The sequence below is a fragment of the Streptomyces sp. NPDC101237 genome (assembly GCF_044767465.1).
Taxonomy (GTDB): Bacteria; Actinomycetota; Actinomycetes; order Streptomycetales; family Streptomycetaceae; genus Streptomyces; species Streptomyces gramineus.
Genome location: NZ_JBIWNY010000029.1, coordinates 60046 through 80534, shown reverse-complemented (window position 1 = coordinate 80534; position 20489 = coordinate 60046). Strand labels below are relative to the sequence as shown.

1 protein-coding gene is annotated in these 20489 nt (G+C 69.5%); it reads right to left on the bottom strand.

Features of this window, described 5'->3' with window-relative positions; translation table 11 throughout:
* Positions 1 to 86 precede the first annotated feature (86 nt).
* Positions 87 to 20477 carry a hypothetical protein gene (locus ACIRQ9_RS33480; RefSeq protein WP_404182119.1) on the bottom strand — a complete coding sequence of 6797 codons (20391 nt, stop codon included), beginning with the start codon at positions 20475 to 20477 and terminating at the stop codon, positions 87 to 89.
* Positions 20478 to 20489 lie beyond the last annotated feature (12 nt).

The following is a 20489-nucleotide window of genomic DNA, read 5'->3' as shown; positions in this document are numbered from 1 at the left end:
GCCCGCCCCGCCGCGCCGGGCCCCCCCGCCCGGCCCGCCCGCGCCGGCCGGGGCGGCGGGCGGGCCGCCCCCACACCGCGGGACGCTCAAGGCGCGGCCGTCGCGTGTCCGCGGATCCGGGCTTCGAGCAGGGAGATCACGAGGCGCGCCCTCCTCTCATCGCCCAGGAGCAGGGAGAGACGGTCCCTCAGAATTCTCAAAAATGGTGGAGAATAAGTGGCGAGTTGTCTAGGCGAAAGTGAATTCACTATGTTCTCAGGGCGGTGAGTGGAGAGATTCGACGCGAACCATCTGCCCGTTTCCGTGGCATCGTCGATGTTTTGAAGCTCGAACCTGAACCCTTCCCACGGCGAGGGAGTCTTCGCGTTGAAGCGCCAATACCTGTCAAAGGTGTCGGAGTGATGGCGCAGCTGCTGTATGTCGCCGTCGCTCAGGGTCCCATAGAAATTGAGACGAACCTTCAGGCTTTCGGAACGGGGGGCGAACGCCTCCTGGGCGCTCGCTCCCGTGGCACTGGCCATCTGTCGTTCAAAGAGCGATTCCACGGCCGTGTGTGCGTTTCCGAGCACATGCCGGGCCGCGGCGAGCTCGACCATGACGCGCCGATAGTTCTGGGGATCCAGTTGCCTTCTCAGTCGGCGATTCGCGAGTCCATCGACCTCGAAGAGCGAGTGCAGGTTTCTTTGGGGTAGGTACAGGAGTTCAGGTACGAGCGCTTCACGATCCGCACTTCTCGCGAATTCTGCACTCTGCGCGTCCCGCATGTCCTCGACCAGGCGCAGTCTCTCGTGCGCCGGCAGATCGCTGAACAGCATCAGCGTGCCGTCCTGGTCGAGATCCAGATCGCGCGGCAGGTCGAGCGTCTCGATCAGCAGCGTCCTCCTTCCGGCGCGATCCGACGCGGCCAGGCGGCGCGCGAAATCTGCGGTGGCGCCCCTGAAATTGAGTCGCCTCAGTTCGGCGTCGAGATTCCGCCGCGCGCTTTCGGTGAATTTCGGACTGCCATGTTGCTTCTCCCAGACCTTGGCCATGGAGGTCGGAGGGCTGTGTATCTCCGGATTCTTCCCGAAGAGGTACTCCAGGACGGGTAGCAGACCGGCCTCCTTTCTCCTGGTCCAGTCGACTCCGGCCCTGGCCGGGTGAAGCGCGCTTGTGTCGAAGAACCTGCCATCGCTCAGATAGGCGCGAACGGCCTCCGCGAAGTATTCCTTCACGTTTTTGGCAGAGTATGGAACGCGCCGTATTCCGTCGCGGTCCACCCATCGCGTACCAGTTGACCACTCCGCTCTCCAGCCCTCGTCGAGCTTTGTTTGGTAGGCGGCGAGCACATCTCTTTTTTGATCGTCGGAGAGCGAATGGAAATGTATGAGATGGGCAACCTCGTGGATCACCGTCGCATGCTCGTCGTAGAGGTGAAGCGCGTCAGCGGTATCCGGAGCAGGGTTCCCCGTCTCGCGGGCTATATGTTCCTCCGCAATGGACACGAAGGACATTTTCTCCACGGCGTACGACCGGCTGGTGCTGTCTTTATGGAGGACCACAGGAGCCACATCGGCGATCTTGAGGTTCTTGGGAATTATCCCCATGGCCATGCCGGCCTTGAGCAGACTCAGAGCCACGTGGGGGCGTTGCAGGACCGTGCGCATCTCGGAGATGGCGGCTTCTCGTGTCGCCTCCGCGTTCTGGACTCGTGGGTCCACGTGCACCATCAGGCGGGCCGCGACGTCGGAAAAGTCGCGCGGGCTCAGGATTTTGCTCATGAAGACCATGAGAGAGCGGGGATCCGCACTGGTCTGCTGCGCCAGCCAATGCCTCTCCCGCGGACCCTGAGCATCCAGCGCCCGGGTCAGCTCACGGAAGGCATCTCCGCGCGTCTCTTCCGACGCGCGCTTGTAAGCGGTCCCAAGCCCTTCCAGTTCCGCGAGAAGGTCGGCCGAACGGGCGGGTTCCCGCATGTCCCAGGCTTTGCGCGGATCGAGGATTCGCCCCGTGTGGGCCGGCGGTGTCGCCACGTACGTACCCGCTCCGGGGTGTGCGACGTCGGCCGGCCGCTGTGGGTGCGGAACCCGGGGTACCGGCGCGGCGGAACCGGATGGCTTTGGCACAACCGGGACCCGGGGGCCCGGCGCAGCGGGTCCGGACGGCTTTGGCACAACCGGAGCCTGGGGGGCCGGGCGCTGCTGGGTCCGGGATCCCGTGTGGTCCCAGAAGGTGTCGTCCTGGTCCGGGACGACGAACCAGCTCTCCTCCCTGGGCTTGGTGCCGCCACGTCCGGGCGGTTGGGGATGCCGCAGCGGTGCCGCGGGCTCCGCCGGAGGGCGGACAGGCCCCGCCGGGGCTCCGCCGTCCGGTCCGGCACCGCGTGCCGAAGGCGGTGGGACAACCGGCGCGCCCGACGTCACATTTCTGCTGCCGGTCGTGGCGATCCTGGTGGTCGGAGCCTGTGTCGTAGAAGGCCTGGGCTGGCCCTGATCCCGCGGCACGGGAGGTATCACGGGTCCGGAGGGCCTCTCTCCGTGAGGGACGGGAGGTATCACGGGTCCCGAGGGCCTTCCGTGCGGCAGCACCCGGTCGTCGGGCCCCGGCTCATGGACCCGGCGCGCAGTCGACGACGACGCCACCGGCCGTCCGTGGACCGGCGGCAGAACGGGAACGACGGGGCCCGACGACGGGCCCGTCGGCCGGAATGGGGATGTCGTGTCGGGGGCCGGCCGGGTCACGCTGTCGTACTGCCGGCTCTGCGGCGGTCGCTTGGTGAGTCGGTTGGCTCCGTCCATGCCCCCCTTCATACGGTTGCGTTGGCCGGAGAAGATGGTCTGGGCGGTTGCCTGGCCGAGTTCACGGCTATGGGTGAAATTGCCCTGTGCTGCCACGAGCCGGACCACCCTGTCGATGGCTTGCCCGAGTTCAGGTGTGTAGCGGTCGTGCCCCTGATCGGTGAAAACGTCGGCGACCCTTCTGACGGCTTCGGCGAGTTCATGCGCCTGCGCATCACCGTCGCGTTCGAGTGCGTCGGCCACGGTCCCGATCCGCTCGTCGAGGCTCTGGCCGGGTCGCGCCAGGGCGATCAGTTCGGCGTGTGCCTCACGGAAGGTGGGTTCGTCGACGTGCGGCGCACGGTCCTGTATCTGCTGGTGGTCAGCGCGGCTCTCCTGCGGTGACGCGGTGAGTGCCGAGGGACCGGGCTGACCGCCCACCGATCCGTCGGCCTCGTCGTGCACGACGGAGAACGGGGCTCTCGACGGTGTGTCGTCGGTTTGCGCCGACGCCGCGGTGTCGTGCCGCTGCCTCCACCCCTCGACGAGGCGGTCCATGAAGGCGGCGCGCAACGGAGCGTGCTCCCTGAGGCGTTCGTTGTCGGTGAAGTACATCATCGCGGTCTCCGCGAGGTCCTCGTCCGAGTTCGTCTCGCCGTACTCCGTGATCGGCCGTTCCTTGAGGAAGAAGTTCTGCGGCTTGCCGTCCGCGGTCCACGTGCCGACTTCCCGGGCGAACCAGCCGAGTTCGTCACCGAGTTCTTCCACGATACGGGCTGCGGCGCCGGCGGCGTGCTCGTCCGGATTCTTGACGATCATGCCGGGTCTGCGCTCTTCGAGGGCCGCTATCGCTGCGGCATGCCGAGGTGACCTCTGCTCCAAGGCCGCAGGGTTCTGCAGGCGGTGGGCGATGGCGTACTCGAAGTCCTCTGCCGGCGTGCGCTTGAACGTGGTGGGCCTCTGGGACCCGGTCCAGAACTCGTTCCCGAATTCACCGAGTGCGTAGCTGAGCAGCCCGTGGGAAAGTTCGTGTGTCACTGTCTGCTCCACGCGATTCACCTCGCGGTGCGGCATCGCGTAGATGTTGAAGATCTTGTGCGACTCGATGTACTGCCCGGCGGCTTTGAAAAAGAGCTCTTTGTTCCTGATCGCGAGGTTCACGGAAGCGACGGTGTTGATCTCCTGTTCGGCGCCGGCGCGGCTTGAGGCCGCCCGGTGCTTACCGAGAATCGGCTTGTAGTGCTGCAAGCCGGAGTTCAGCTCTCGCAGTGCGCGCACCGGCCATGTCGTCCCCTTGATCCGGCCGTGGACCTCGGGGTCGGCGGTCGCGTTGGTTTCTGTGACCGCCCTGACTCCCGCTTCGTTGTCGAACTTGATCCCGAAATCGTCGGTGATCCGGTCCTCCAGCCGTCGGCGCTCGATCTCCTCCGCCTCCTCGATCGCGGAGGACTCATCGTGCCTCTCGTCCCTCGACAGGTTGCCGGTGTCGCCTCCACGCTCGGCCACGACCGAGAACGGTGCTCGTCGGGCCTGCGGGGCACCGTCGACGGCGACGGAACGGGAGGGGCCGGCCGATGCATTGGGGCCGTGCGACGGCGGCGGGCGTAGTGATCCCGTCGACGTCGGCGGATGAAGTGACGGAGTCGCCGTAGCCGGGGGTGCAGGGAGCGGACGAGGCCCGATGATCGCTTGGGCGGAGGCGACTGCCCTTTCCAAGGATTCCCGAGTGAGGGAATCCGGCAGTGGTCCCTCGCCGACCGCGCGCCGGCCGATGGTGATCAGACGCCGGAGTCCTGTGAGCGCGGAGTCGTCGAGAGCTGTGGCGTTGAGCGCCCTGTCGGCCAGTGACCTGGCGAGAGCGACCACGTCACGGCGTTCGACCGCCGGCGGATCGGACGGGGCGACGCGCTCGCTTCCGTGGAGGGCCAGTTGGAACAACGGGGCCGTAGCGGATACGAGTCGGTCGTCCAGCACTCTCCTTATCGTCTCCCCGGGTGCGTTCGAGGCGAGGCGTGCCACATTCTCGCCGAAGCTCGCCTGGGCGGTGGTGGAGATCTCGCGGAAACTGACGGCACGTTCCGCCTCGCTCATGGTGCCGCCGTGGGCGCCGAACTGTCTCAGTTCCAGGAGTGCGAGGGGAACTCCTGAAATATTCTCCAGGGTTTCGTACTTGTTGCGGGCCATGCCCACGCCGGCGAACTGGCTGACCGATTCCCCGTATTCCGTCCTGCCGTTGATCGCGTAGGCCAGGTAGTCACCCACGTCGTGACTTCCGGACAATATCTGCTCAAGGATGTCATTCGCATGCGGCCGCCGGCGTCCCTGCGCCGCGAAGATGTCACCCAACTTGGCGGTGAAAAGGTCGCGGATCCTGGGGAAATTATTCCGGAGGAACGCCCTGCCGGCCGGATGCAGGGCTGCCCTGATTTCGCCCAGCGGATTTCTGGATGCCGCTGGAAGTCGATTCTTCACCAGGGAACCGGGGCGGAACGCGTTCCGGAAGGGTGTTGCGGACACGTGGTTGAAGGTCAACCATCCGAAACCCCATATCTCCCGAACCTGTGGAAGCCCGCTCAGCAGATGGACCGCGTCGGATCCTACCTGTTGTCCGTAGTGATCCTCTATGAACCATCGTGCCAGAGTTCCACCAAATTCACGCGAGGCGGAGAAGAGCGCTGCTTCGGATATTCCCTGCCCTCGGGATTCGACCAGGTGGAGCATGGGAAGAATCCCGTGGACCGGCACACCGACAGTGAACTGGGTGTAGGGTGACGCGCGGTCCGTGCCCTGTGGTGCCGGATGGATCAGGTGGCCCTCGAATTGTGGAGCGACTTGCCATCCGTCTTCCGGACGGAGAATGCTGCTCAGTGGTGCGGGAACTTCGACGCTCATCTGGTCGTGGGTGCGATTGGTCAAAGCGATGAACGATTCGTGATTAAGGCTGCGCTGTTCGCCGGGATGTATGGCCGCAGGGCTCGGAATGAATTCCGGAATATAGTAATCGACCGCTTCGGGAAATCTGTGCCCCTTGGCGAATGCGTCGTCAGCGTCGAGGAAGAGTGTGTCCCCACCCTTCCAGAAGGTCTGTGTATCGACTCTGATCTCGGTTCCCGACGTGTGTGTTGCGACGACATCGTCGTATCGGATTCCGGATTGATTCGACCTGCCGAGGTGTTGATAAAATTCGACCTCCACCGAGATCGCACCGTAGCGATGCACGACCGAGCGGTCGATGAGCGTGCTCGCGAGGCTGGACGATTCCACGAGGTGGGCGAGAGCGTCGTCGAGTACGCGAGCCTCCCGGCCCACGATGACGGCCCGTGCCTCGGCGGTCGCGATGACGGGGGGTTCGGTACTGATCCGGCGGTCAGGGGACTGCGGGTCGAGCCACACCACCCTGCTCGTCCCCGTCTCGTGGTCGGCGGGGAGCACGTAGGCGGCGACGGCATGTCCTGCTCGGTCGGGCCGTCGTATGAGCACCAGAGCCGTGCTGCCCGGCCCCGCAGCCGTGATCGCGGCCGCCACCGTCTGCAGCGAGTTGACCGTCTTCCACTGCCCGAGAACCAGTGAGCTCTCTGCCGGACGGACACCGAAGTCCATGTCGGTCACCGAGGAGTCCGCCGGGGCGATCCCCTGGGGGAACAGCTTCCCCGCCAGCGTGCGCAGCAGCTCCCAGCATTCTTGCTGCGACAGGGTCTCCTGGTCGATCCCTCCTGTGATCTTCCGGGCCTCGAAGTCGGTCAGAGCGGCGTCGACCGCTCTCTTCAGCCCGGGTGCGTCCCATACCCGGGGACGCCGTGGGCCCACCCTCTCTCGGACGTTCGCGGCCAGGGCTGTCTCGCCGGCGTTCGGCTCTGGACGAGTGCGTCCCTGCCACCAGGTGTCGAAGAGATCCCCGAGTTCGTCCTTCGATCCGCTGGACGTCAGCTTCTCGTGCAGGCCCTGGATCGCCAGGTCCTTCTCGGCCGCGGACCTCACGGTCTCCCGGTCGAGGCCCGTCGTGGCGTCGGACGGCGTGAGGTGCTTCAGGACGCGGTTGAAGTGTCCTTCGAGCAGGATCCGCGCACTGTCGACCGCGTGCTCGTCCCGGTCGCGCGGAGCGGCCGTCGGCGTGCTCCGTGCGACCGGGGCGCGCCGTGCCGCCTCTCTGCTCGCGAGGTCGCGGGCCCTCGCCAGGGTGGCGATCTCGTCGATGTTCGGGTCCTCGCCCGCGAGCTTCTCCCGGATCAGGGCGGTCAGAGGTCCGTGCAGGCCGGGTGTCCGTACCGGGTAGGCGGACGGATTGCGCAGGGCGCCGTTCGGCCCCGCACTCCTGCCGTCCGCGACGCGGTCGGCGGCGGTCGGCCCGTCGAGCGTGTTGTCGCTTTCCGGAGTCAGAGTGCGCAGGCTCAGGATCCAGTCGACGATCCTCGGCTCGAACAGGACTGCTGTCTCGTCGCCCTCCAGGCTGGGGCGGATCCTGCCGTTCTCGTCCAGTGACCTCACGCCGAGGTTGTCACGCGCATAGCTGTTCAGGAGGGGATGCGAACCGGCCGGGAGATAACCGGTCTCCTGCAGGAGCCCCGGTCCGGATATGTTTCCGGCGGACTCCTTGAGCATCCCCGTGAGCTGCCCTTGGAAGGCGGCGATGTCGGAATGGCCCAGACGGCCGCGGAAGTCGTCCATGAATCTTCCGTAGCGAAGAACCATGCCGTCCAGAGCCTGGCGGGCGAAGACGGAGCCGCTGGGGAAGACGATGACATTGGTGTTGAGGCTGCCCGCCTCATACAGGTGCCGGCCGGCCCAGTGCAGTTGCTGGTCGAAATCGTCCGTTCGCCCCTCCAGCCCCGCCGTCACGAGCGCTCGCCTGAGCGAGTCGAAGGTCCGCAGCTGCGGTGCGAAGACCGGTACGTCCGCCGGATGCGTGGTGACGCGTTCCAGCAGCCGCAGATCGGCGTTGCCCGGTGCGATGTCGACGTCCAGGTAGACGCCCCCGCCTTCGTCGGGATCGCTGAAGATGCCGTAACGGACCAGATCGGAAACGATGTTGTGGACCCCGGAGGCCCTCAGCAGCTCGTACATCCGGGACGCCGGCTCACCGCCGTGCCGCGAGACGACGGTCCCGCTGTCCGTGCGCACCACGACGTTCTGGAGCAGCCGCTCACGTACGTCCGAGGGCCACTGCTGGAAGGTCTCGTCGGTCCACAGGTGCAGCCGCCATCCCTGGGCATCGGCCTTCGCGGCCCAGGCGTCGATGTTGGCCAGCGCTTCGTCCGTCGGGCGCTTCCCCGCCCAGTACATGTGGATCTTCTTGGGCAACGCCATCTGGTTGCCTACGTCACGGCTGTCGTGCAGCAGCTGCTGCATCTGGCGGAACTCCTGGGCGTGGCCCGCTCTTTGCAGCCTGTGCAGCAGCAGTCGCACCGGCGCCAGGTTCCCCTGCCGGCTCCACGATTCCACGAACGAACGCATGTCGCCCGCGTCGCGGAGGTTGAGGGCCCGGCCGTCCGGACTCTGCAGACGCAGCGTGTTGTCGAAGCCCTGCTTGGCGAGGACGACCCTGGCCACGCGGAGGTGTTCTTCCCGCAGCCGATCACCGGCACGGACGAGTCGCTCCGCCAGGTGATGCGCCTGATCGCCCCGTCCGGAAGTCGTCAGCTCGGCGGTCAGATGATGCACGAGCCTGGTGACGACCTGCCGGGCCCTGCGGCCGGCCATGGTGTCGGCACGGTCGTCGGCGATTTGGTTGGCCCGGTCGGACACGGCGGGCAGGCCGGCGGTCCTTCGGCGCAGGGCCGCGTAGCCGTTCGCGCTCGCCTCCACGCTGATGCTCACCGTCTCAAGGTCGTCCGGAGACGCCAGGTGGCTCGCCTGCCGGGCGAGCGCGCGCAGACGCGTGTCGGCGGCCTCGTCGATGTCGGCCGCCCGTTCTGCGAACGGCACCTCCAGGGCCGCCACCGTGTCGGGCCGCGCCTGCCGTGCGAGCGGTGCGAGCAGATTCGACCGCCTCGCCCGCGGGGTGTCGTCCAGCAGCCGCTGAACGTTCATGCGGACTCGGAAACTGTTCGCTCCGTAGGCGTCGAGGCGGTCGTCGGCCATTCTCCCCATCGACTGCCTGAGAGCGGCTTCGACGCGCTCGTGCTCCGTCGTACGGGAGTCCGCGAACACGCGGGAGCGGACGAACTCGGCCCCGCGGGCGCTCACCAGGTCGCTGAGCTGGGCGAACCCCTCCGGCCCGCCGCCTTCCGTGGCCGCGTTGACCGCGTCGCGGATCACGTCGTCCAGGGACGCCGTGGGTATCCCGTCGATCACGGTCGCGGTGGTCTCCGAGCCGAGGTGGGAGATCTTCAGGGTGACCGGGTCCGCCGTCCGGCCCGAGGGGTGGACGCGCAACTCGGGTGCGGCGGCCGTGCCGCCGACGGCCACGGTGAAGTGCGCGCCGCGCAGGGCCGCGGCGACCTGTTCGCGGACGGTCCGGAGGTCGGCGTCACGAGGGACGCGCAGATCGACCTCGCCAGGACGCCTGCCGACGCCTGCACCCTGCAGGTGCAGCGCGAGATCGCCGCCCACCACATGCCGTGTCCCCGGGCCCAGGGACTCGAGGGCGACATGAGCCGCCCGCCAGGTCGCGGGACCGGGATCTCCCGGTCCACCCGACTTGTGCCACCAGGAGTAGAAGAGGTCATGGACACTTTCCTCGGGGCGGAACGACGCGAACGCCCTGTGCAGTTTCCGGACGGCGGGGTCGGCCGCTGCCGCGTCCGCCGCCCTGTTCAGTTCCCCGCTTCGCACCGATGACGTGGCCGGCGGCCCGCTCAGATGGCGGGTGAAATGTTCCTCGACGGACCGGCGCAACCCGTTGACCATGCTGTCGTCGGTGTTGGCCATGGCCACGACGACGGCGTTGCCGCCGACCGGAGAGCCGGAGGGCCGGGGGGCGGTCGGCCGCTCCCGCACGGTCCCGTCTCCGCTGCCGCCCTCCGCCTCGGGCCCGGAGTCCCACGCGGGGCGAAGCTCGCCTGTGCCGTCCCGGACCACGCCCGGGATGCCGAGCAGCCTGTCGACGCCGGGGAACTCCTCACCCTGGGCGAACAGGCTTCCGTGCACGTTGACGGCGCGCACCGGGCCCCGGTACATGCCCACGTGGGCCTGTCCCAGCTCCACCACGTAACGGCTGCCCGCCGGCGCCTTGAGGCGGTCGTCGCGGATCAGGCCGGCGGTGTAGGTGTTCATGGCCGCCACACGGTGGTAGAGGCGGTCACCGAGAGGCTCCTCCGGGCGGGGGACGCGCGGCATCCGAGCCGGCCGGCCGTCCACGCCGACGACACGGACACGGTTTCTGTGAGCCGCCTCCAACAGGGCTCGCATCCCGTTGTCCTTGAAGCTCTTGGAATCGTCGTAACGGCGGACGAATGTCGCGAGAGGGCCCGGCATGGTTGCTTCGGGATCGCTGAAGTAGTGCTCCAGATGGCGCCCGTAGCTGTCCTGGCGAATGCTTTCCAGATAGATGGTGTGCAGTCGCAGTTCCGCCATGTTCTCGGTCAGGAACGACCAGATCGACGTCTCCTTGTGGTTGCCTCCTATCGCCACACCGTTGTACGACTCGAGCAGTTTCTCCATGGTCCCGAGCCGACCGTCCCCGGCCGCGACGGCGGCTCTCACCTGCGCGGCCCGTGCCGATTCGAGCGTCCTCGGCTGGGCGTTGTACGCGCCCAGCGCGCTGCGGACGGCGACACCCAGCATGCGGTCCCGCTGGTCCTGGGCCTGCCAGTACCCGGCAGTCTGCGGGTCGCGGCGCCCCAGACGCTCCAGTACCTCGGCATTGCCCGCGGTGCTCCCCGGCTCGAAACCGGCCACCGCTCGGCCGGCGTCCGCGAACGCCTGGGAATGAAGTCCGTCGGTCTCCAGGAACGTCTGCGGATCCAACGAGGTCTCCAGGCGCTCCTTGGCAGCGCTGTTCCGTGTGCCCTCAGGGATGATCCACCACTGCGCCGCGGACAACTGATTCGGCGTCCGCGCCTGCCAACCGCTCTCGCGGGGTCCGCGAAGTCGTACCGCCGGCTGGTCCGTCGGATGCGCGTACAGGACGTCGTTGCCCCCCACGGCTTCGAGCAGCGTCGCCAGCCGGGACCGTGCGGCCGGGGCCGGATGTTCCCCCGCGGAGCCGCCGTCTGTCGGGGAGGCCTCGGCGGCCGGCGGCCGGGAGCTCTCGGGGCGGACAACGGGGTCGCCGCTCCCGGAGCCGTCCACGGGAGAGGCGGGACCGGCGGCCGGGGGGAGGGCGTCGTCACGCCGCACCAGCGCTTCGGCGGCTTCGAGCAGGTGCCGCGCGCGCCGCTCGTTCATCGGGCCGTCGGCCGGGGATCCGCCGGGCAGGCGTCCTTCCGCCTCCAGGAGCGACTGGGCACCGACCAGCTGCGAGTTGGTGAACTGCTCGCCCAGCTCGGGACGGAGCCCGAGCGCCTGGGCCACCCGGCCCCCGACACTGTCCTCGGCGTGCTCGGGACGCTTGCCGGCCCGTTTGGCGCTGAGCGGGGCCGGTCCCTCGGCGTCGTCATCGGCGGGGGCGGGGTCCGGTTCCGGCCGGGAGTCCGGCGCGGCGTGATCGTCACTCGGGGCTCCGTCGTCCCGGACGGGTGACGGGGGCCTGGCGTCGTCCGGATCCGACGACGGTCCCCGAGGGTGCCGGGTCGTGGATTCGGCGTCGTGGGGACGCGGGTCCGGAAGCCGGCCTTCGCCGGACACGGGCGATGCGGGTGCCTCGGTGTCCGCGGCGGCGACGGCACGCCACACCAGGGCGTGACCGAGGACCGTTTCGGAGGCTCCGTTGGGGTTACGGACGGTGAACCGGACCGGCTGCCGTACCAGGGCGACCGTTCCGGTGATGTCCGCTCGGCCCGGCACCGGTGCGTCCGTACCGCCTGGAAGCGTCAGGGCGGCGGGATCGCGCCTCGGTGCGCCGGGAGCCATGGTCACCGGTTCGACCGAGTCGGTGAGCCGGTCGCGGCTGATGCGGAGAGGGGCGTTCAAGGGCACCCAGACCAGCGGCTTGTCCGTGAGGACCGCGAAGTTGGCAGGACTGACCGACCAGCCCGCGCCGAGAACGTTGCTGGTCGAGGACTCGCCTTCACGGGAGACGGTGAGAGCGTCGGTCGCCTCGCGGCGGCTGATCTCCACTCCGGGACCGAGGGCGTCCACGCGCAGCTCTACCTGGGTGCCGGGAATCCGGTAGCCATCGCCCTTGAGCTGGTCGAAGTGCGCGTTCAGATGGGAGAGTCCGCTGCGGATCGCGGAGCGGTCCTCGACGGACAGCGACTGCTCCAGGCGGAGCGGATGGTCCGCGGCGAGCCGGCCGTCGGCACCGAACGACGCGTAGAACGTGGTCGCACGGTCGATGAGCGGTTGCAGCGGGCTCCTTCGCGCCGCCGCCGTGACCAGGCCGGCGCCCTGTGCCAGCACGTGTGAGGAGTACGCCCCGACCTGTCCGACGACGCCGGTCCCGCCCGGCCGTGCGGCGGCGTGCACGCGGAGTGCTCCGGCGAGCAGGTCGGCCGTGTTGTCGAAGTGCATCAGGCTGTGCGCCGCGTTCAGATCCGTCGGCCGGCCGTTCTGCCTGTCCGGCGCCCGGAGGTCGTCGAGTTCGATTCCGTCCCGGGGGACGGTCGTGGGGAAGTCGGCACCGTCCCCGTCGCGGCGGACGGCCACGTCGGGTACGGGACGGCCCGGCTCCTCCAAGGTGGTGAGGGAGTCCGGCACCAGGGTGACGGCCTTGCCGGTGGGCAGCACGGCATCCGGTGCGGGCAGGTTGACGAACCGTCCCGTCCGATCCTGCTCGGAGACCACGACCTCGAACCGCACCTCCGTCTCCCAGGCGGAGGCCGCGCCGCCGAATCCGGCGGTCTTCTGTTCCCTCGTCGTGGTCACACCGGACTCGGCCCCGATCTCCTGGCTGCGCTCCAGGCCGCCGCTCACGAGCCAGAGGACCGAGTTCAGATGCTCTCGCCCGGTCTGCACTCCGACGCGCCCGTTGACCTCACCGCTTCTGGTCACCTTGCGGCCGTTCTTCCCGGTGAGCGTCTCGGTGACAGAGGAATCGTGGGTCAGGGACACACCGGGGCGAGGCCCCACGTCGGTCCAGTCGCCGGGGATCGCGCGTACCCATGCCGTGGTGGCGACGGTGCCCCACTGGGTCGTCCGGACGACGGTCTCCGATATGCCGGTGGTCGTCAGCTCCTGCCAGCGGGACGCCAGGTTGGCGGGGGAGAAGGCGTTGGCGAATCGCAGGGCCGCGACCGGCACGCCGCCGTCCGGACCGGGGCCCTGTGCCGCGTCCGCCTGCCGGGTGCTCTGGCGCGCTATCTCGTGCAGGACGGGATCGGTGTCGGCGATCCACACAGGTCCGGTACCGATCAGGGGCGTCCTGCGTGGCGCGTCGCCCGTCGGGGACTCGGGCGGGACGTCGAGTGTGCCGTCCGTGCCGGGGCGGGCCGAGGGCGTGCTGGCGGGCGTGGTGGCGGGCGTGGAGTCCGTGCCGGACCGCGAGGGCGGCGGCACGTCGGCCGGGCCGCGGGTGCGCAGGGTGGTGGGGCCGGGACCGGCCACCGGTGGGCTCTCGATCGTGCGGTCCGGGACCGTGGACGCTTCGTGGATCCGGGCCACGTCCTCGTCGGAGAGCAGGACGAGCACGCGCGGCGCGTGGGTGACGGGAGCACCGAAGTGCGGGACTCCGTCCCCGGCGCTGACCCGGCCCGTGATCCGCATGTCGGCCGTCGTCTCGTACACGTGCCAGGTCGTCGAGCGGGCGGACCACTTGTAGGAGTCCGTCGCCTTGTACTTGATCGTGTCGAGGCTGTCCCACTGACCGCTGAGCTTGCCGCGGAAGCCGAGGCGCTCCTGGCGGTTGGTGACCAGCGCTCCGGCCATGGTCTCAGGGGCGTCGTTGAAGTCGGGGCCGAAGCTGCCCCCCACGGACTTTGACGTCTGTCCGGTGGCGCCGGTGGTGCTGCTCGACTTCACCTCCAGGTCGAGGGTGCCTTCGCCGGTGAGCGTTTCGAGGTACCGGAAGTCGGTCAAGCGGGTACGGACGGACAACCCCACCCGGTCCTTGCCCACGTACAGGTCGCTGGTGTTGAACCAGCCCTGACGAGAGCTGTCGACCATGGCGGTCAGCTGAGCCTCCCCGGCGAAGTCGTGCACCGCCTTGGCGAGGCCGGGCACGGCCGCCGGCGGGGTCCTTCCGGGCAGAAGACCGGTGCCGCGGGAGTGGTAGGCGCCGGCCAGGGCGGCCGTCGCCCGCCCCGTGAAATCACCCTCCTCGACACTGAGGATCCTGTGGGTCTCCGGCAGATCCTGGATCGTGAGGCGAGCGGGCGGCGGCGACGCCGGGGGCGCCGGGCGTCGTACCTCGACGCGGAGCCGTTCCTGCCCGTCGAGACGGATCGGCTGGTCGGTGCCCGCGTCGTGTCGGCCGTCGTCGCCGGACAGGATTCCCGGAGCGTCGTCCTCGTGATGCGGGCGGACCATGACGCGGTACGTCACCTCGAAAGCGAAGACATCGGCCTCGCCCGTGTGCCGGAACTCCCGGACGAGCTGCGTCTCCGTGCCGACGGCGGTGTGGTCGGCCGCCGCGTACGAGAGGTCGAGGCCGCCCGGGACCATCACGCGTACGGTGTCGTCCGGGATCAGCCCCTGGCGTGCCATCGCGGAGAGGGTCCCGGTGTGCTTGCCCTCCCGCATGACGGTTCTGGTGCTGCTGTTGGTGGAACTCGCCTTCCTGGACGCCGTCGACAGCACGGAGCCCTCGTCGGTCCCTCGGCCGAGACGGGCGCGGACCACCACCTCATGGGCCTGGCCGGGCGAGCCGATGACGGTTCGGTAGCGCCCGTTCAGCAGGTCCCGGCCGTTGCCGGCCAGCGCGGAGGGGGACAGGAACTCCCGGAGTGCCGCTCGGTTCCGCAGCGCCTCCCGGGTGCTGCCGGTGGCCGTGTCGCCGTAGAGCGGAAGAAGTCCCTCGTCCAGCTCGCGCAGCCGCCCGGTGATGGCCTCCTCAAGGTGCCGCGAGCCGGGAACGTCGAGGAAGGCGGTGCGGTGGGCGACCAACGGATCACGCAGGTCCGGAGCCGCGGTCCGCGGAACCGGGGTGCCCTCGCGTTCCTGTTCCGGATGGTCGGCAGGGGGCGCGGACACGGTGTCCGGGTGATGCTGCCGGACCTGGACGATCGTGCCGTCCAACGGGGAGGGCGCACTCTCCGGATCGGTGGCCGTCCCGCGGTTCCCCCACCCCAGGTTCAGCTCCCCCGACCAGTGGTCCGGATTCGTCAGCCGTATCAGCCGCACCTCGAACCGCACCGGAGTGACGAGCAGATCGTGCCTGCCCTCGTGCTCGACGCTGTCCTCCAGAGTGGCGCTCTGTTTGAGGTGGGTCATGGGCAGCAGACTGGAACCGTAGGTGTATCCGCCGGTGATCTGGAGCCAGTCGGACTGACTGGCCGAGGCGCTCTTCCACACCTGGAAGGCGGAGCCGCCGCTGAGGCCCACGGACCAGCTGGAGATGTCGATGCGGCCGTCCGCGCGTTCCGCGGTGGTCTTGCTGCTGAAGGTCTGTCGGCCGGCGACGGTGCCCTCGACGGCCGAGTCGCCGTTGCGCAGCACGCGGAGTTCGAGCCGGGCCCGGTGGCCGCTTCGCAGCGTGAGCTCTTTCGAGATGAGGTGCCCGCCCGTCGACATGGTGTCGAGATGGTCGACGACGTTCCGCGGGCTGAGGAACTCGCGGACGTCCTTGCGGACGGTGCCGTACCGGGCCTCCGCGGGAGTGAGGAGATCATCGAGTACGCGGTCGCGGACGGCGTCGAGCCCCGTGACGTCGAGCGGCCGGCCCGCGAGGAGCCCCGGGTGGGCGCCCGTCCGGCCGTCCCCGTCCGGTTCGACGTGCGCGATCTCCGCCGTGACGTCATGGGCGATCAGGCTGCCGTCCCGTGGCGTCAGCCGCCCGGTGGGGCCGTGGACGGTGACGTCGTAGTGGAAGGCCGAGCGGTAGGTGCCCACGGGGCCGGTGAACGTGGTCTTCGCGGTCGCCTCGGTGGTTCTGTTCACCGAGGTGTTGGAAAGGTGCAGGGCTCCGCCGACCTTGCCGGAGAGCGTCGCCAGACCCAGCAGAGGGCGGACAGGGTCGGGATCGATCGAGGTGGCGCCGGAATCCGCACCCCCCTTGGAGGTCATGCGGGTCGTCTTGTCGGGCCGGGCGGCGGATGTGAACGTGGCGGTGTGTTCGAACCCGTCGCGGCCGTCCGCGCTCGGGAGCGGCGGGTCGGCCACCGGATGCCAGCCCTGGGGGCGGGCCGTGACGACCACGTCGTAAGGCACCTTTCCGGCCCATATCCGGAAATTCCAGCCGTCGAGCATCTCCCTGTGCTTGTCGAGGAGCCGGACCTCGTTCACCTCCGCGTCAAGGGCGAGGAGGGTCCGCTGGTCGTTGCGGCGGCTCGCCGGGAGGGTCTGGAGGATCCGTCCTCGCAGATCGGCCACCATCTGGGGCCAGGGAGCGTCGACCAGTTTGATGCCGGCCAGGGAACGCAGGTGCCGGCCGCCCTGCCCGGCCGGCGCCGGGTCAGGCTCCGGTGACCCCGAGGGCGGCACGGGGCCGAGGGTGTCCGGGGCGTCCGCCGGGGCAATGGCGTCGGCCGCGGGCGGATCGGCGTCGGCGGGCCGGGAGCCGTCCTGGTCGGGGTGGCCGATCTCGGCCGTCGGGCCTTCGGCGACGGGCCGCACGATCGGCGGCGGTTCGTAGCCGCCCGCGGGCTCGGCGAAGGTGCGAAGGGACACTGCGGCCGCGTCGGGGTGCGAGGCCGGCGTCGCCGGTGCCGCGGGCAGGCGCGGGGGGACGGTGGTGCCGTGGAAGACGGACTCCACGCCGTCGGACATCGCGAGGAACTCGTTCTCGTGGTCCCACAGAAAGAGGGTGTGCTCCCGCTCGTTCCCGGCCCTTGTCCTGCTCTGGAGGTACGTCCCGAAGACCTGGTGCAGCGGGATCTCCTGCGAGGTGACCCAGAACGCCCCCAAGGAGTGGCTGATGTCGCCGGGGTCCTTGTACGGCTCCAGCAGGCTGTAGGAATCCGCGGGCCCGCGCCGCAGGTTGATCCGGTCGCCGTCGGCAGGGGGTTGGTCGCCGTTGGCACCCTCCACCACGTCTCGTCTGTCCAGGCGCAGAAGCTGGACGACCCCTCTTTCCGGATCTACGTTCGGCATCCTCACCCGGGTCAGGATCGCGTGGGTGAAGGCGTGCTGGGCCGCGATGCTCCGTGTGTACGACTTGTGAAAGAACGTCAGCTTCGTGGGCTCGCGATGGCCCTCGGACGGCACCGAGTCGTGCTGGAACGACGTGCCGTCGAGGCCGGGCATGTAGAAGGTCCCCGGCTCCTTCGCCGGCCGGAAGTGGCTCATGAAGATCTTGAAGCGCAGCGCCTCGGTGGTGATGGAGCCGGACGACTGGTCGGCCGACCAGTTGCCGAGCAAGACGCTGTTGCCGCCGTTGTCGTCCAGCCAGGCGTAGAACCGCTCCGACACGCCGCCGGGTGCGCGCAGTGAGCCGCCGATCGGGCCCGTCGGATCGTCCGGGGAGACCAGGGCGTGCGGCGTCCTGGCGCTCTCGTCGCTTTCGGGCGAGAGGTTCCAACGCTCGTTGACGACCAGCTCGTTCGGCAGCGCGTCCAGGATGCCGCTCTCCTCCAGCAGCGTCTTCATGTGCAGGAACTCGCTGCGGTACTCGGGCAGCCAGCCGTCCTCAGCCAGTGACGACTCCGTCTTCAGCAGACGTTCCGCACGGTCCCGTTCCGGATCACCGGGCGCCTTCGTGCGGACCGTCCGCTCGGCCCGTTCGACGATCAGCCGGAGCCGGTGTTCGGCCGCTCCCGCCACGGCCTGGTACGCCGCGTAGCGGTACTCCCAGACCGGCCAGTTGCCATGAGCGTCCTCCCTCGCGAGGCCTCCGGCCACCTCCTCGTGGGAGTACGCCATCGGCAGCGACCGGATCGTGTTGTCGGACCGCAGCTCCCTGACGGCCAGACCGAAGTCGACGAACGCCTCGTCCCCCCACAGGGTGCGCGCCTCGAACGGGCCAACCGGCAGCGGCGCGGGCGGGAGTACGGCCGGAGGGGGCGGGGGAGCCTGCTCCTCCGCCGGCGGCTGCTCGTCGGCGTCGGAGTGCTCGGTCCGGTGCTCGGGCTCGGGCGTCTCGGCATCGCGCTCCGGCACGACGTCGGAGCGGACCGGCGTCGTCTCGTGAAACCGCGTCGGCACGTGGGCGGCGGCGCGCGGCGGCGGGGCCGCGTCGCTCTGCTCGTTCCACACGGAGTCCGCGTCCGCATCCGAGTCGTCGTGGCTGAGCGGGCCTCGCCGTTTCTGAAGCTCTGCGACGAGGTCATGAGGGCGCGGGCCCGTCGTCGGCGTGTTCTGCCCCGGGGCGCCGGGCGTCTGGAGCCGGGACGGTCCGGGCACGGGACCGGACCGGGAGGCGGAGGGGGCGGCGTCGGGGCGGTCGGCTTCGTGGGCGGCGGCTCCACCCTTCACGCGGACCCGGCCGCCGGTCAGGATCGTTTCCGCGGTGGCCTGGCCGAGTTCCATGGCGTTGTGATGTTGTTGCTGGAGGGCCACCATGTCGGCGACTCTGGTGAGGGCCTCGTCGAGATCGCTGCTGCGTGAGAGTCCTTGCCTGCGGACGACGGTGGCGACGCCCTTGATGGCTTCCTTGAGTTCGAGGCGTTCGGACGGAGTCAGCGGGGCGTGCTCGGCGGCCTGTTCGGCGGCTGCGGTGATCCTGCCGTGGAGATCGGCCCTGGACTTCTCGAGGCCGCTCTGCAGGCCGACCAACGTCTTGTACGCGTTCGTCGTGACGAGTGCGGGATGGACCGGAGCCGGCGGGTTGCGCCGAGGCGGGACCGGCGGGGTGTCCGGGGTCGCCGGGACGGTTCCCGAAGCGGAGACCGCGGTCGCTGTCGTGTCCGGCCCGGGAAACCGCGTCTCGAAATTCAGGAGGCCGTGGTCTTCCGGCGCCACGACAGCCGCTGCATGCTCGCCCGCCGTGCGTGTGCCGGACGTCGGTGCCTGTGGCCCGGTCGCGGTCCGGACGGTGTTGGGGGCGGAGCGGCTGGTGACGTCGCCGGGTGCGGTCGCGGAGGTGGCCGGGCCGTTGGATCCGGTCGCGGGCCGATCGAAGGCCGCCGCCGCGCGTACCCCGGAGGTTCCGGTGCCCGCGCCGGATGCTGGTGTCGCCGCGGATGCCGTCCTCGGGGCGGCCGCTGCCGGTCCGGTGCCGGAAGCGGTGTCGGGGTGCGGGGTGGCTGGTGTTGCCTGGGTCTGGTTTCCGTATGTGACGACGCTCGACAGGTCGAGTGGGCCGGTGACCGGGTGGCTGGCGAGGGTCGCCCCGGGCCAGCCTTCGACCGTGGCGGCGGGAGAGGACTCGGTCCGTACGTCCGCGTGCGCGCCGCCACCCGCCGTGGCGGGGGCGGTGTAGTCGCGGGACGTGGTCAGCTCGTTGTGCGTGCGCGCGGTGCCGGAGACGATGCCGTTCTTGACCGTGGTCAGGCCCAGTTGGCTCTTCTCGGTCATCACCTCGGGCAGACCCGCACCCGCTCCGGAGCCTCTGCCAGAACCGGCGTCCGCGCCTGCGCCGGAGCTTCTGCCGGTGCCGGTGCCCGTGCCGGTTCCCCTGCCCGCGCCTGCTCCCGCTCCGGCCCGTGAGCCGGAGCCTGCTCCCGCTCGGGCCGGAGATCCGGAGCCGGCTCCCACGCTCGCGCCCGCTCCGGCGGCCGCCCCCGCTTCAAGGAGGCCGGTGAGGCCGGTGCCGAGAGACGCGATCGCGTCGGTGATCGCGGCGCCCAGTCTGCCGGGCGTGCTCGGGACGTCGTTGAGACGTACGTAGCCCTCGTTGAAAGAGCGGGAGAAGCGGAACTTGTGGCCGCCCTCCAGGCCGCCCAGGAACCCGGACGTGATTGCGGAGCCGAACGCGGACGTGTCGCCGCCCCAGATGCCGTACGTGATTCCCTCGGTGACGCCACCGACCACACCGCTCAGCAGCAGCTTGCCGCCCAGCGACACCGCGAACCGCGGCTTCACCTGCCGTGCCACCCCGAACGTCAGACCGCCGACCGCGCCGCCGATCGCGCCCGACTCTATCGCCGACACCGTGGCGTCCGTGTCCCACTGGTGCCGGTGACCCGCGATGAACTGGCCCACCTGCACCAGCACGTCGCTGACCTCGTTCAGCGCGATGCCGGTCCCGATCGAGACCAGCAGCTCCTTCAGCAGCTGTGACACCACGAACCGGCCCGCGGTCAGTTCCACCGCCGCGGCCTCCGGCAGGCCGAACAGCAGGAAATGCAGGACCTGGAGGAAGACCAGGATCGCCTGCGTGATGATCATGGCCTTGGCGTACTCGATCTGAAGTGCCGTCTGCTCGGACAGATCGCTCATCTGCCCCGCCGACTGGGCGAGACCCGGGACCATCCGCTCCATGTCGGTGACGAAGTCCCGGAACTCGTCCGCGATCCGGCCGCCCACACTCTCCAGGACCCCGCTCCCGGACGCGCCCAACTCACCGCCCAGGCCGTGCAACTGCCGCGCACCCTCCGCCCACGCGTCGCCCAGCAGCCGAAGCCCCGTCTCACTCCCCTTGGGCCAGTCCGACCCCACGATCAACGCCGCCACCGACGCCACCGCATCCGGCATCTGCAGATCGCCGTCCATGGCCCATACCGC